The organism is Pseudomonas sp. ARP3 (assembly GCF_001029595.1).
GTDB lineage: Bacteria > Pseudomonadota > Gammaproteobacteria > Pseudomonadales > Pseudomonadaceae > Aquipseudomonas > Aquipseudomonas rhodesiae.
Window position 1 is genome coordinate 82,984 of the sequence record NZ_LEKF01000019.1, and the last position, 15,018, is coordinate 98,001.

At 59.6% G+C, this 15,018-nt stretch carries 12 protein-coding genes; 2 read left to right on the forward strand and 10 right to left on the reverse strand.

Annotated features, from left to right (window positions below; translation table 11 throughout):
- Nucleotides 1–16: 16 nt before the first annotated feature.
- From uvrC to ABX75_RS20460, 3 genes are all read right to left on the reverse strand, one after another.
- Nucleotides 17–1,840 carry an excinuclease ABC subunit UvrC gene (gene uvrC, locus ABX75_RS20450; protein WP_034097259.1) on the reverse strand — a complete coding sequence of 608 codons (1,824 nt, stop codon included), beginning with the start codon at nucleotides 1,838–1,840 and terminating at the stop codon, nucleotides 17–19.
- A 1-nt stretch (nucleotide 1,841) separates the two neighbouring features.
- Nucleotides 1,842–2,483 (reverse strand): UvrY/SirA/GacA family response regulator transcription factor, encoded by a 642-nt coding sequence (gene uvrY / locus ABX75_RS20455; protein WP_010566015.1) that lies wholly within the window; start codon nucleotides 2,481–2,483, stop codon nucleotides 1,842–1,844.
- A gap of 151 nt (nucleotides 2,484–2,634) precedes the next feature.
- A complete protein-coding gene (locus tag ABX75_RS20460; protein WP_034097256.1) occupies nucleotides 2,635–3,000 on the reverse strand; it encodes a helix-turn-helix domain-containing protein in 366 nt (121 codons plus the stop codon).
- A gap of 82 nt (nucleotides 3,001–3,082) precedes the next feature.
- Here ABX75_RS20460 and ABX75_RS20465 point away from each other — a divergent pair, with 82 nt between their 5' ends.
- Nucleotides 3,083–3,322, forward strand: coding sequence for a DNA-binding protein (locus tag ABX75_RS20465; RefSeq protein WP_047882554.1), 240 nt, complete (start codon nucleotides 3,083–3,085; stop codon nucleotides 3,320–3,322).
- 35 nt (nucleotides 3,323–3,357) lie between these two features.
- Here ABX75_RS20465 and ABX75_RS20470 read toward each other — a convergent pair whose 3' ends face one another.
- Both ABX75_RS20470 and ABX75_RS20475 read right to left on the reverse strand, forming a co-directional pair.
- On the reverse strand, nucleotides 3,358–3,789 hold the full coding sequence (locus ABX75_RS20470) for a GNAT family N-acetyltransferase (RefSeq protein ID WP_034115552.1): 432 nt from the start codon (nucleotides 3,787–3,789) through the stop codon (nucleotides 3,358–3,360).
- On the reverse strand, nucleotides 3,790–4,539 hold the full coding sequence (locus tag ABX75_RS20475) for a carbon-nitrogen hydrolase family protein (protein WP_034115553.1): 750 nt from the start codon (nucleotides 4,537–4,539) through the stop codon (nucleotides 3,790–3,792). It lies immediately after the preceding gene.
- Between the two features lie 618 nt (nucleotides 4,540–5,157).
- Between ABX75_RS20475 and ABX75_RS20480 the strand changes: the two genes are divergently transcribed.
- Nucleotides 5,158–6,228, forward strand: a complete 1,071-nt coding sequence (locus ABX75_RS20480; RefSeq protein WP_047882555.1) for a 3-deoxy-7-phosphoheptulonate synthase — start codon at nucleotides 5,158–5,160, stop codon at nucleotides 6,226–6,228.
- A gap of 75 nt (nucleotides 6,229–6,303) precedes the next feature.
- On the opposite strand, the gene ABX75_RS20485 is transcribed toward ABX75_RS20480, so the two are convergent.
- The 5 genes from ABX75_RS20485 to mgtA all read right to left on the reverse strand — a co-directional run bounded on the left by ABX75_RS20485 (nucleotide 6,304) and on the right by mgtA (nucleotide 14,849).
- A complete protein-coding gene (locus tag ABX75_RS20485) occupies nucleotides 6,304–6,726 on the reverse strand; it encodes a hypothetical protein (protein ID WP_034097247.1) in 423 nt (140 codons plus the stop codon).
- 135 nt (nucleotides 6,727–6,861) lie between these two features.
- Complete coding sequence (locus tag ABX75_RS20490) at nucleotides 6,862–10,476, reverse strand: transporter substrate-binding domain-containing protein (RefSeq protein ID WP_034115555.1); 3,615 nt, start codon at nucleotides 10,474–10,476, stop codon at nucleotides 6,862–6,864.
- A gap of 1 nt (nucleotide 10,477) precedes the next feature.
- Nucleotides 10,478–11,107, reverse strand: coding sequence for a response regulator transcription factor (locus tag ABX75_RS20495; protein WP_034097243.1), 630 nt, complete (start codon nucleotides 11,105–11,107; stop codon nucleotides 10,478–10,480).
- Between the two features lie 303 nt (nucleotides 11,108–11,410).
- Nucleotides 11,411–12,127 (reverse strand): MgtC/SapB family protein, encoded by a 717-nt coding sequence (locus ABX75_RS20500; protein ID WP_034097241.1) that lies wholly within the window; start codon nucleotides 12,125–12,127, stop codon nucleotides 11,411–11,413.
- A 16-nt stretch (nucleotides 12,128–12,143) separates the two neighbouring features.
- Nucleotides 12,144–14,849, reverse strand: a complete 2,706-nt coding sequence (gene mgtA, locus ABX75_RS20505; protein WP_047882556.1) for a magnesium-translocating P-type ATPase — start codon at nucleotides 14,847–14,849, stop codon at nucleotides 12,144–12,146.
- Nucleotides 14,850–15,018 lie beyond the last annotated feature (169 nt).

A 15,018-nucleotide genomic window follows, 5' to 3' on the forward strand; every position in this document is an offset into this window, starting at 1 on the left:
GAGGTGGAAAGGCATTCTATTCGCTGTGCAGATTCGCATAAATCAACTCAGCGAGCTTTTTACTGATACCGGGTGCTTTGGCTATCTCGTCAATGCTGGCACGGGACAGCTCCTGCAAGCCACCAAAATGTTTGAGCAAGTCGCGGCGGCGCGTCGGGCCCACCCCCGCAACCCCTTCCAGGGTTGAGGTTCGTCGAGTTTTGCCACGGCGGGCGCGATGGCCGGTAATGGCGAAACGGTGAGCTTCGTCGCGGATCTGCTGGATCAGATGCAGGGCCGGCGAGTCACCCTTCAAGGTGAACTCGTGGGCGGCATCATTCAAGTACAGCGTTTCAAAACCGGCCTTGCGCGTGGTGCCCTTGGCGACACCCAGCAGGATCAGGTCGGGCACCGCCAGTTCGTTGAGTACATCACGGGCCATGGAGAGTTGGCCCTTGCCACCATCCACCAACAGGATGTCAGGGAGTTTGCCCTCGCCATCCTTCAATTTACTGAAGCGCCGTGTGAGGGCCTGATGCATGGCCGCGTAATCGTCGCCGGCGGTGACCCCTTCAATATTGTAGCGTCGGTAATCGGACTTGATCGGCCCTTCCGGCCCGAACACCACGCAGGAGGCCACCGTGGCTTCGCCGCTGGAGTGGCTGATGTCATAGCATTCAAGGCGCTGCGGTGGCTCGTCCAGATTGAGCACCTCAGCCAAGGCATCGAAGCGTGCGGCAACATGCTGTCGATTGGCCAGGCGTGCACTCAGAGCCTGTTCAGCGTTGGTCACCGCCAGTTGCTGCCAACGCGCACGAGTGCCACGCACGCGATGGCTGATATCCAGCTCGCGGCCGCGCAGTTCGTGGATGGCTTCGATCAGTGCGGGGAAGTCTTCATGGACCACGTTGACAATCAGTTCCGAAGGCAAGTCGCGCTCCGGACTGCTGACATAGTACTGCCCCAGAAACGCCGCCATGACTTCGGCCACATCCTCGTCGATACCGGTCTGCGGAAAGAAATTCTTACTACCGAGAACCCGCCCGCCCCGCACGCTGATCAGGTGCACACAAGCACCGCCCGGGTTGACGAACGCGGCGATCACATCGACATCGCCACTGCCACCTTCCATGCTCTGCTGATCCTGCACCCGCCGTAGCAACGAGATCTGGTCGCGCAGTTCGGCAGCCCGTTCGAAATTCAGGGCATTGGCTGCCTGCTCCATGGCCGCTGACAACTCGTCGGTGAGCGCATTGCTGCGACCTTCGAGGAACATCACAGAATGCCGTACATCCTCGGCATACTCCGCCGGCTCCACCAGCCCCACACAGGGCGCCTTGCAGCGCTTGATTTGGTATTGCAAGCAAGGCCGCGTGCGGTTTTTGTAGAAGCTGTCTTCGCACTGGCGCACAAAAAAGGTTTTTTGCAGCAGACTCAGGCTTTCACGAATCGCCCCCGCGCTGGGATACGGCCCGAAGTACTTGCCCTTCTGCTTCTTGGCCCCACGATGAATACTCAGGCGTGGGAAGTTGCCGTCGGACAGGAATACGTACGGGTAAGACTTATCGTCCCGCAGCAGGATGTTATAGGGGGGCCGCCACTCCTTGATCAGGGTCTGCTCAAGCAACAGCGCTTCGGTTTCGTTGGCGGTGATGGTGGTTTCGACCTGAGCGATACGCGCCACCAGGGCCGCAGTTTTCGGCGCGAGTCCGGTCTTGCGAAAGTAGCTCGACAGGCGGTTCTTCAGGTTCTTGGCTTTGCCCACATAAAGCAGGCGCGCCTCGCTGTCGAACATGCGGTACACGCCGGGGCGGCCGCTGCACGTCGAGAGAAAGGCGCTGGGATCAAACGGCGTGGTCATGTCAGGCGCTGGCGTCCACCATGCCGTGGCGCACCGCGAGCAGGGTCAATTCAACATCACTGCTGATGGCGAGCTTCTCAAAGATACGATAACGGTAGGTGTTGACGGTCTTGGGCGACAAGCACAGCTTGTCGGAGATGGCCTGCACTTTCTGGCAACCGACGATCATCAAAGCGATCTGGATTTCCCGCTCAGACAAAGCATCGAACGGCGAGTCGCTGGTGGGCTGGAACGATTTAATAGCCAACTGCTGGGCAATCTGCGGGCTGATATAGCGCTGACCGGCAAACACCAAACGAATGGCTTGCACCATTTCCGCCAAGCCGGCGCCCTTGGTTAGGTAACCGGCCGCGCCGGCCTGCAGCAAGCGCGTAGGGAACGGGTCTTCCTCGCACACAGTCACTACCACGACCTTGATATCCGGATGGCTGCGCAGCAATTTGGTGGTGGCACCCAGACCGCCGATGCCTGGCATCTTGACGTCCATCAACACCACATCGGGTTTCAATTCCCGGGCCTTGATCAGGGACTCTTCCCCCGACTCGGCCTGACCGACTACTTGCAGGCCGTCGATGTCAGCCAGCATTCGTGTAATGCCTGTACGAACGAGATCATGGTCATCGACTACTAGCACCCTAATCAAGCAGACACCTCGCGATATGGTCTTATAGGTTGCTGAACACCTTAGCAAAAAACCAAGGCGCAGACCTAGCTGCACGCGTCATATATATGGACGTTGGATAAGCAAAGGCCATCCGCCGAGGGGCGGATAGCCGCAATTGCTGGACGAAAGATCAGGAATCCGAGGGCTGGACCTTGGATTTTCCGTTCACTGAAGCGCTGTGTTCGGCCAAGGTGGAGGTGAGGCGACGAATTGCATCTTGGTCCTCCTTGAACATCGCGCGGTAGTCACCCAATACTTTCTCTTCGATCTGGCTCAAATTATCGAGTTGAAGGGGCGTGGCGGTGCCAGTCAATACATAGAGCACATCCACGCCTCTTGCAGCGACGCGTGATAAATAATCGGCTTTAGGCGCGCGCCCGCCGCTTTCATATTTACCTTGTGCATTGGCTTCGACACCTCCAATTTCACCAAAAACTTTCTGCGACAGGCCTAGTCGCTCTCTTTCTTGCCTCAAACGCGAACCGATTCCACTCATTTGGATGTATGATCCTAGTTGGCACACCCCAAGAGGTGACACCATCATCTCTTCGTTAAACGAACTTGAACGGTTTTGAACTATGCCCGGAATCCGTACTGCTGCACAAGCCAAGGCCTGGCTGGAACATCAAGGAAAGTCAGTTCAAGCGTTCGCCCGTGAACATGGCGTAGATCCGGCAACCACCTATCAAGTGCTCGCTGGGCGCAAAAAGGGGCGACGTGGAGAAGCCCATAAGGTAGCGGTCCTTTTGGGCATGAAAGAAGGGATCATCCTTTCTGAGGCTGAGGGCCAAAACAACGATCAGGAAGTCGACTCCTGAGGCCAGTATGCGCTTATTAGGTTTACACGCACTGTTTAGCTTGGGCGACAGTCGCGCTCCATGCGCCAGAAGCAATCCTCTTCGCCAACAATACTCAACCCCATGCGCTGATACAGCCTGCGCGCCGGGTTGGTTTTGAATACGGTCAATCGCAATAGCCCCAAGGATTGCGCCTTCACGGCCATTTGCTGCAACACCCAACTGCCGGCACCCAGCCCACGACAGCCTTCAAGCATATGCAGCTCACGGATGTAGAGCGCCTTGCTGTCGCGGCTCAAGCTGATAAAGCCCAAAACTGAAGCCTCGCGGCAGATCAGCCAGTTTTCGCGACCGCCCCACGCCACATCAAAGCCATCGTTGGACCACAGCAAACCATACTGCTGGTAGTAGCGGCTCATCGCCTCATAGGTCAGGGTTCGGGCGAAAGTTCGGTCATTGTCCGTGGCGGCGCGCAGGTTAAACATCATTCAGAGCGCCACTACGTGGCCCGCCCACACGTCGTTATTGCGGCGCGCCACCAAGAGCGCCTCGCCCACGCCAGGCACAGCGGCAAGCAATCGGCCATCGGGGGACCAGATTGCGCTACGACCAGCACAATCCCAGCCCCCCGAAGGGCCACCATGATTGGCCATCAACACCAACAGACGATATTCGGCGGCGTAAGTTTGTAACTGTGCACAATCCTTTGCATAACCGCCTTCACTGATCAGCACGCTGGCGGCATAGACATTCGCGCCCGCTTCAGCGGCGGCATGCGGATGACTGGCATGAGTGAAGTCCGCACATACCGATAAAGCGATGCGGTCATCCCCGAACTCTAAGGCCACACCGCCCTGCCCCGGGGCAAACGCCACTTCTTCGCCTGGATGCAGGTGCTGCTTGGTGTAGACCGCCCGGGAACCATCCGCTCCCAGTACCAGTGCGCCAATCATGACACCGGCATCGGGCGCCATCCGGATCGGCATCCCCACCACGACGGTCAGTCGTAGCTCTCTGGCCATTACGCGCAAAGGCGTCAGTTGCGCAGCGTCTGGTGCGATGGCCAAGTCGGCCGCGAGCGAAGGTTCATAGCCGGTCAGCGACAGCTCAGGGAATACCAGCAGTTGTACGCCCTGTTCTGCCGCCACCTGCATAAACGCCAAGTGCTGCCTAATGTTGGCGGGTACATCGCCGGGGAGGGAAATCGATTGAGCCGCAGCAAGAGTCAAGGCCGTCATGGGGTGTCCGAATAATCAGTCGCAACGTGTTACCAGCATATCGGCACTCCCCCATAGCGGTAAGTCCCATCATGCAATAGAAATTACCGATTGAATCCCATCGCACGTCTCTAGTAAGCTCCCGCCATCGTTTGGAGACATAACATGTTGCAACTCGCCCACCCTCAGGTTTGCCTAGCCGCCAGCGCCATGCGTTCGGTGTCGGTCGCCTGCGTGAACGGTTCGAGCGCACCTGTCAGCTTTTATTTTGGGTATTGGTTTAGCCACTGGCGCGCCTGATACCTGAAATCGGCGGCCACTACTCAAGGGGTCGCCTGCCAGAGAAATCTAACCCCCGGTCGGCTCCCCGACCGGGGGTTTTGTTTTTTCTGGCCCTTATTCTTTTTGCTTGATCACGAATATTTAACAGGAAGCACGACATGAACTACGCCACTTATTACCGCTACGACACTTCCACCGCATGGCGATTTAGCCAGCTCCGCTCGGGACAGTCTGCCGCCTCCGATCGGTCACCTATGGGTGGCAAACCAACACACATCGCCGATATGGCCAATTGTCGAACACCCCTGTAGGGCCGAGCGCGGGAATCGCCCGCTGCTCGCCCAGGAAGCTTTGAATATGAACTCCTCCGTCGCCGCTCTGCCCGTCTCCACCCTGATCAGCGCCAATCAGGCCCTGACCCAGCGTCTGCCCAGCGCCCTTGAGCTCAAGCACCAGTTGCCGCTCAGTCCGTTCCTTGTCGAACAGATCCACGCCCATCGCCAAGCCGTGCGTGCCATCCTCAATGGCGAGGATTCGCGTTTGCTGGTGATTGTCGGCCCGTGCTCGATCCACGACCCGGAATCGGCCATGGAATACGCGCGCAAGTTAAAGAAACTTGCCCTCGACGTCAGCGACCAGATGCTGCTGGTGATCCGTGCCTACGTCGAAAAACCGCGCACTACCATCGGCTGGAAAGGCCTGGCCTATGATCCTCACCTGGACGGCAGCGATGACATGGCCGCCGGCCTGACCCTGTCACGCCAATTGATGCGAGAAATGCTGCGTCTGGGCCTGCCGGTCGCGACCGAGCTGCTGCAACCCATGGCCGCCGGGTACTTCGACGACCTGCTCAGTTGGGTGGCGATTGGCGCGCGCACCACCGAATCGCAGATCCACCGCGAAATGGCCAGCGGCCTGGACATGCCCGTAGGCTTCAAGAATGGCACCGACGGTGGCGTTGCCATCGCCTGTGACGCCATGCGCTCGGCGGCCCACCCACATCGCCACTTCGGCGTCGACAGCCAGGGGCATCCGGCGATCATCCAGACCTCAGGCAACCCTGATACGCACCTGGTGCTGCGCGGTGGCCACCGTGGCCCGAACTACGATGCGCAGAGCGTGGCGCAGGTCAAGGGCGACCTGGCCAAGTCCAAGGTGGCGGCTCGGGTCATGGTCGATTGCAGCCATGCCAACAGTGGCAAGGACCCATTGCGGCAACCGGCGGTATTCAACGACGTGCTGGAGCAACGCCTGCAGGGCGACACCTCGCTGATCGGCATGATGCTTGAAAGCCATTTGTTCGAGGGCTGCCAGCCCTTGGGCGCGTCGATGCAATACGGTGTGTCGGTGACCGATGGATGCCTGGGCTGGGATGGCACCGAGCAGATGCTACGCGGCGCGGCAAAACGCTTGCGCGAGCGCTGCTGATTCAGCCGAACTTGCTCGCCGCGTAGTGCGGACATGTCCGCCGCTGAGCGGCCCAGGCATCGTTTCGCAGTGAGGCTAGGCGCCTGCCACCGGCTGGCGCGATAGCTCGCGCAGCCACGGCAACACCCGAAGGCCGGTAGCGGCCTCGGGTGGGTCGATGATATCCATGAAGTGTTCGAGATTGACGTTGTCAGGCACACCCGGCAAGCGCACCAGTACCGCCGGCGTAGCGCCGGTCGGCTTGCAGAGATCGAGGTGGTCGTAGACCAGCACATGGCGCGCCTGAGGTTGCGGCTCGCAAGTATCGACCAGGAGCCCCGCATTGATGATCAGCACATCAAACGGCTCGGCCGGGATGGCCGTGAGTATCTGAACCTCTTCAAAGGTTTGCACCGGGACAATCCGGTGGTACCCCAATTGATTGAGCATTTTTTCGATGTACAGCCGTTGCAGGTGCTGTTCATCGGCAATCAGGATAGTCAGTGCTTTGTTCGGCATGGCAACCCCCCTGGGCAGGCAGTGCTCGTGATTGAGCCCCGCCCATTGTCCAGACATATTCCGACGACAAAATCAGGCATGTTCCCCGTTCACGTAGGAGTTCTCCCAAATCGGCCGAATGACCTTCTATCCCCGTCATGTCTGATTGCAGCGAAGTGCCAAGCTGTGATGCAGGCTGTCGATGGCCGACCTTATGGCCTCGACCGCCGCGCCCAAGGCGTCGAGCTGACGACGCTCACAAACGTTTTCCAAGGTTTCGGCGCACGCGATCAGCACCTGGGCTTTGACCATACGCGCCCCTCCTTTAACGCGATGGGCCAAATCATGCAGCTTGGGGAAATTGCGCTGCTCGTACAGCGTCGACAACATGGCGCTATCTTCTTTAAGACTGGCAAGCAACGGCGCCAACAGCTCCTCCAGCGCGGCCTTGTCACCGCCCGTCAGCGCGGTCAATGCACTCAAGTTGAACGCCGGTTCAGCCTCGTCGCTGACGACACACGCTGTGCGTGGCGCCAGCGCCGAGCGCAAATCCTCCAGACCGGTTGGTTTGAACAGACACCCGTCCATGCCGGCCTGACGGCAACGCGCGGTTTCTTCGGGCTGGGCATTGGCGGTAAATCCCAACACCAGGCACGGCACCAGGCCACGTTGGCGCTCTTGGGCGCGGATGTCGCGGGTCAGCGCGTAACCATCCTTGAGGGGCATGTTGCAATCGGTGATCACCCCATCGAAATGCCCGCTCTGCCACAACGCCAGCCCTTGCTCGCCGTCGTCGGCCGTCACGATATGATGCCCAAGGAAACTCAGTTGCCGCGCCAACAGCACGCGATTGGCCGGGTAGTCGTCCACCACCAGGATGTTGAGCGCCCGGGCCGGCGGGATGTGCGGCACAGGCAAAGAGACCGGCGCCTCGGTCGTCAGTGCCAGCACCAACGCCACGTCAATCCGTGTGCCTTTGCCCAGCACACTGGTGAGGTGCAGTTGGCCGCCCATCATCTCGCACAAGTTGCGACTGATCACCAGGCCCAGGCCCGAACCGCTGCGCGCGGACTGTTCGTGATTGCCGCCTTGTATAAATGGATTGAACAAACGCTGCTGGTCTTCGGCGCTGATGCCGATGCCCGTATCTTCAACCCATAACCTCAGGTTCAAGTGACCGTCCAGATGGGTCGCGCCCATTGCGCCGAGGCGCACCTGGCCGGTGGCAGTGAACTTGATCGCATTGCCCAGTAGGTTGGACACCACCTGCTTGAAGCGCAACGGGTCAAGCATCACCGCACAGTCGATCAACGGATCGAGTTCCACCTGCAGCGCCAGTCCCTTGTCTCGCGCCAGGCCCTCGAACACACGTGCGACTGACGTCAGCAGTTCGTGCGGGTTGGCCGGAGCCAGGGTCAGGGATAGATGGCCGGACTCGATGCGCGCGATATCGAGAATATCGCCGATCAGCTCCAGCATGCCGCGCGAGGCCACCGAGGCCACTTCCAGTGCATCGCGATCGGCTCGGCCCTGCTCGGCGTTCTTCAGCGCCAGTTCGATCATGCCGATCACGGCGTTCATGGGGGTGCGAATCTCATGGCTCATGGTGGCCAGGAACGTGGTCTTGGCGCGGTTGGCGGCGTCGGCGTCTTCCTTGGCTTCCTGCAATTGGCCCAGCAAGCGCTGGCGCTCACTGACATCGACCCAGCCGGCAATCATGCCCACGACCTTTTCGTCACCGTCACGGTACGGCAGCATCCATTGATAGATGGTCAGCACTTCGCCACTGGGAAGCTTGAGCACGCGATCATGAATCTGTGGCTCGCCACGCTCCATCAACTGCAGGTAATCGGCATGGAACGACTGGGCCTGAGGCGGGTTGCCGGTGTCGGTTTCCACCACGGTCTTGCCGATCACGTCTTCGAGCTTGAAGCCGAACACGTCCAGGTAAGCATTGTTACAGGCCATCAGCCGACCCTGGCGGTCACGCACGTAAATCGGATGGGGGGTGCCGTCGATGAGCACGCTCATAAACCGCATCTGATCGCTCAACGCCCGCTCGGCCTGGGCACGCTTGCGAATCAGGTTGCGTAGATAGAGGATCCAGCCCAACGTCACCAGTAGCAGCAACGCGGCGAGGCCAAAGCCTTGAATAATCACATTGCGATGACGCATCCAATAGCTGTCTTCCACGATGATCTCGTTGCGCCAGTGATTGGTCAGCTCGTCCATTTCTTCTGGCGTGATGCTCAACAAGGCTTTATCGAGAATCGAGTACAGCTCCAGTTGGCCACGATTGACCCCGAAGGTGATGCGCGCCGGCTCGGTGCCGATGGTACTGGTGATGCGCAGTCCATCACGGTAATGGCGCGCGATCATATAACGCGCGCTGATCAGCGAAACCGCGGCAGCCTCCACACTGCCATTGGCCACCAATTCCATGGCCTGCTCAGGGTTTTCCACATCGACGAAAACAACTCGCGGGTAGTGCACGGCGATGTAGGACGCCAGACCGCCACCGCCGATCAACGCTAGACGCTTGTCGACCATGTCTTCCAGGGTGATCAGGTTCTCATTGCCGGAGGCCACCACTAGTACATAGGGGTTAGACAGGTAGGGCCGGGTAAAACGGATTTTCTCCGAGCGTTCCACGCTTGGCGTGACGACCGCCAGCATGTCCGCTCGCCCAGTACTGACCTCATCAATTTGCCGAGGCAGCGAGCTGCCACGCTCCACATCGAATTTCAAACCGGTACGCAGGCTGATGCGCGATAAGACCTCGGCGCTCAACCCTTCGAATTGCGCTTGCTCGTTGAAATACGATAGCGGCAGGAACTTATCGAGCACCGCCACTTTCACTCGGGGATTTTTCTCCAGCCAACGCTGCTCACTCGCACTCAAACGCAGCCGGTCGGCGTCCAGGAAGCCGCTGCCGCCTGCACTCCAGCGGCGCAGGATTTCCATCTGCTGGTTAGCCGGCACCGCGGCCAGCGCAGCGTTGATAATCGTCAGCAGACGGGTATTGTCCTTGACGAAGGCAAAGCCGAACGGGTTGACCTCCAACGCAGAGAAATCCGCCAAGCGCACATTATTGAGATGGTTCTTGTTGATCAGGTAACGCGCACTGATCGCATCGCCCAGGTACACATCCGCCTGACCGAACGCTACGGCGCCGATGGCTTCGAACGTCGAGCCAAACAACAGCAACTGCGCATCGGGATAAAAGGCCTGTACGGCGTCGGGCTGCATATAGTGGTAAAGCATCGCCACGCGCTTGCCCGCCAGGTCCGCGCTGAGGGCGTGACTGTCGCCGCTGCGTGTGACCAATGCCGGTTGGTCATTGGCATAAGAGCGGGACAGCACTAGTTGCGGGTCGGCCGCTTCATAGCCATTGGCCGAACCCACAAAATCTACGACACCGGTCTTGAGGGCTTCGATCACCTCATCGCGGGTGTCGAAGCGCTGCACATCAACCGCCACATTCAATATGTCCGCAATCAACGCCGCATAATCGGCGGTGATGCCTTCGAGTTCGTTCTTGTTGTTGGTCAAGTCAAACGGGGCGTAATCCGGCCCGGACACGCCCATCACCAGCACGCGGCGCTCCCGCAGCCAGCGCCAGTCGGCTTCGTCCAGCGTCACGGAAGCGTCTTTCAGGGTGGAGTGACCCAGCAACTGCAGTTGATGCGGTTCGTCCAGGGCCATCGCCGCCTGCGGCAACAGCCCTATCAGAAGGATGGCCGTGAGTTTCGCCAGCCGAGAGGTGATCATTTCAAATCAGATGATTGCGTTGGGCGAACTTGGACAAGTGCACCACCGAGGACATGCGTAGTTTTTCCTTGAGCCGGGTTTTGTAGGTGCTGATGGTCTTGTGACTCAACAGCATATCCGCAGCGATCTGCTTGTTGCCCAGGCCCAGGGCCAGTTTCTGCAACACAGTCAGTTCGCGGTCCGACAACGAATCCACCAATTCCTTCTCCGAGGACTGCAGATCGTCACGGCGTACCGAACTGGTGGCCAGGCTGGGAAAACAACTGTAGCCCGAGCGGATCGCTCTGATAGCCTTTTGCAGTTCATCGAGTTCACCGGTTTTAGCGACAAACCCCATCGCACCGGCGCGCATGCAGCGAGTGGAAAAGAACTCCGCCAGATACGACGTGAGCACCAGGATCTTGCAGGGAAGTTCCAGGGCCTTGATACGACTGATAACCTCCAACCCCCCGAGCTTGGGCATCGCCAAGTCGAGAATGACCAGGTCCGGGCGTTCCTCTCGGGCAATCTGCATCGCATCGGCACCATTGCCTGCTTCAAAAATCTTATCGAAGCCTTCTTGCTTCAACAGGTATTTGACGGTGGCACGTATAAAAGGATGATCATCCACAATTAAAGCTTTGTTGCTCATAAGACTCCCCTGGGAGGATCAATACGCTTACATATCAAGCGAGCCTCATCTACCTGTGAAAAGTAACAGTTCCGACAAACGGTTCTGATCACTCAGCGCAACGCCTACAGGCAGTACAGGCCCCCTCTTTTTCGAACACACAGTAAAAACGTAGCGTTGCGCCTTGATGCAAAGCGGGCGCAAGCGCGCAACCATAGCAACGGTGCGCGTGTTCAAATGAAGGGCTAGTCCCGAATACTTGTAGGAGTTTTCCTCACTAGAGCATAGCCAAGCTCGGCAGCGTAGGCGTCCGCCCTCAGGGGCTTACTCGGTGGTACTGGGGCTCCAGAACGCCTGCACCACCAGGGTCGACATGGAGATGCGCGCCACCAGCGCATCCAACTCGTCACCGTCCACCGAGGTCACGGCCAGTGTGGCCTCGATCTCCACTTCCTCAGGACCGAACGGGCGCACGTCCACGTCGCTGGCTGGGTAGTTGCAGCGCGCCAGTTCCGCTTCGAGCAATGCCAACACGGCCTTTTGCTGGGTACGCCGCGCGATGACATACAGAATATTGGTGACCTCCGCCGACACCACATCCAGCGGCTGACGGTTGATGTTATTGACGATCGGCCGCAGCAAGGTGTTGGCCGCCAGCACAAACAAGGTGCCCAGCAGCGCTTCGAGAATCAGGTCCGCGCCGGCGCAGGCACCCACCGCCGCCGACGCCCACAGCGTGGCGGCGGTGTTAAGCCCGCGCACATTGCCTTCCTCACGCATGATCACGCCCGCGCCCAGAAAGCCGATGCCCGACACTACATACGCCACCACGCGCACCGCGCCGTCCGCACCGCCGAGGCGGTTGGCCATGTCGACAAAAATGGCCGCGCCCACCGCCACCAGCACGTTGGTGCGCAGCCCCGCCGTGCGCTGGCGGTACTGACGTTCGAAGCCGATCAGCCCACCGAGAATAAACGCCGCGGTGAGGCTGACCAGGGTATCGATCAGGGAATCGAGGTTGATGTTGTTGATTGCCTGCATGGTAAATCGCCCCGTTTCACTGCCAGCCAAACTTACGGATGTAGTAGCCCTTCACCGCCTGGGTCAGCCCCATGTACGCCAGCAGAATCACCGGCAAAAACACAAAGTACAGCGATGGCAGCGCCTGCAATTTGAAGTAGTGCGCCAGCGGGCCCATTGGCAAAAAGATGCCCACCGCCATGATCACGCCGGTCATCACCATCAACGGCAGCGCCGCGCGGCTTTGCAGGAACGGGATTTTCGGGGTGCGGATCATGTGCACGATCAGCGTCTGGGTCAGCAGGCCCACCACGAACCAGCCGGACTGGAACAGCGTCTGGTGATCCGGTGTATTGGCATCGAACACGTACCACATGAGGGCGAAGGTGGTGATGTCGAAGATCGAACTGATCGGCCCGAAGAACAACATAAAGCGCCCCACGTCCCCCGGCTGCCAGCGCTGCGGTTTGGCCAGCATGTCCGCATCGACGTTGTCGAACGGAATTGCGATCTGCGAGATGTCATACAGCAGGTTCTGCACCAGCAGGTGCATCGGCAGCATCGGCAGGAACGGAATGAACGCGCTGGCGACCAGCACGGAGAACACGTTGCCGAAGTTGGAGCTGGCGGTCATCTTGATGTACTTGAGCATGTTGGCGAAGGTGCGCCGACCTTCCAGCACGCCCTCCTCCAGGATCATCAGGCTCTTTTCCAGCAGGATGATGTCCGCGGCTTCCTTGGCGATGTCCACCGCGCTGTCCACCGAAATACCGATATCCGCCGTACGCAGCGCCGGTGCATCGTTGATGCCATCGCCCATAAAGCCCACCACATGCCCGTTGGCCTTGAGCAGGCGCACAATGCGCTCCTTGTGAGCTGGCGTGAGCTTGGCGAACACGTTGGTGGTTTCCACCGCCACGGCTAGTTCGGCGTCGGTCATCGCTTCGATGTCGTTCCCCATCAGCAGGCCCTGTTGCTCCAGGCCGACTTCGCGGCAGATCTTTGCGGTGACCAGTTCGTTATCGCCAGTCAGCACCTTGACTGCCACGCCGTGGGCCTTGAGCGCTTTGAGTGCCGGTGCAGTGCTTTCCTTGGGCGGGTCGAGAAACGCTACATAACCGATCAGCGTGAGGTCGTTTTCATCGGCCAGGCTGTAGGTGTCACGCCCCGCTGTCATTGGCCTCGCGGCCACCGCTACCACGCGCAGCCCTTCTTCATTGAAAGCAGCAGTCACCTGCCGGATGCGCGCCAGCAGTTCTTCGGTCAGCGCTTCATTGGTGTCGCCGTGGCGCACGCTGTTGCACACCGACAGAATCTCTTCCACGGCGCCCTTGCAGATCAGCAGGTGCGGCAGGCCTTGTTCAGCCACCACCACCGACATGCGCCGGCGGTTGAAGTCGAACGGAATCTCATCGACTTTCTGAAACGCCGTACCCACCTTCAGTTCACGGTGCACTTCCACATGTTCAAGCACCGCCACGTCCAACAAGTTTTTCAGGCCGGTCTGGTAGTAACTGTTGAGGTAGGCCATTTCCAAGACGTCGTCGGACTCTTCGCCCCACACGTCGACATGGCGTGCCAGAAAAATCTTGTCCTGGGTCAGGGTGCCGGTCTTGTCGGTGCACAGCACGTCCATCGCGCCAAAGTTCTGGATCGCGTCCAGGCGCTTGACGATGACTTTTTTGCGCGACAGAAATACCGCACCCTTGGCCAGGGTCGAGGTGACGATCATCGGTAGCATTTCCGGGGTCAGGCCCACGGCAATCGACAGTGCGAACAGCAGCGCTTCGGTCCAGTCGCCTTTGGTGAAGCCGTTAATGAACAGCACCAGCGGCGCCATCACGAACATAAAGCGGATCAGCAACCAACTGACCTTGTTCACCCCATGCTGAAACGAGGTGGTGGCACGGTCAGTAGCGGTGACCCGCTGGGCCAGCGCGCCGAAATAGGTGCTGTTGCCGGTGGTGAGGATCACCGCCGTGGCCGCACCGGAAACCACGTTGGTGCCCATGAACAGTATGTTTTCCAGGTCCAACGGGTTACGAGTCTGGGCGTCCTGCTGCAGGGCGAATTTCTCCACCGGCATCGATTCGCCGGTCATCGCCGCCTGGCTGACAAACAGGTCTTTGGCGCTGAGCACGCGGCAATCGGCGGGAATCATGTCACCGGCCGACAGCACGATCAGATCGCCCGGCACCAGTTGCTTGATCGGCAGTTCGATGCGCTTGCCGTCATCCCGGCGCAGCACCGTGGCAGTGTTGCTGACCATGGCCTTCAACGCATCGGCGGCCTTGTTGGACTTGGCCTCCTGCCAAAAGCGCAGCAAGGTCGAGAGCACCACCATGGAGAAGATCACCGTGGCGGCCTTCATGTCCTCGGTCAGCCAGGAGATCACCGCCAACAGGGTCAGCAGCAGGTTGAACGGATTTTTATAGCAGTGCCACAGGTGCACCCACCACGGCAGCGGCTGCTCGTGCTCGACCTCGTTGAGGCCGTACTGCACGCGTAGGGCGTCGGCCTCGGCGGCGGTCAGGCCGTCGGTGTGGCTGCCCAGCGTACCGAGCAATTGCACAGCGCTGCTGTTAGCCGCGCCGACCAGGGTTTGTGCCAGGGTCGGCGGCACTTCGCGGCTGACGCTGGCGTCGTTGACGGTCTCAAGCATGGCCAGGCGACGGAAGTGCCGGGCAATGTGCCGGGTCCGCAGGAAGCCGGCGAAGAACTCTTTAAGCAGAGCAAGGTTCATGAGTATTACTCCTGCGCGAGGAAACCGTCGTGCAGGTACGGCCCGTGCGCACCGCGCCCTCGAACAGGCACAGTCACACCGGGCTCGCCCGCCGGATAAAAGGCAGGCGCGTCCGTAGCAGCCCGAGAGAACCCGGGAGCTGGTCAGCGTCGATGAGAGAGGATCGAGG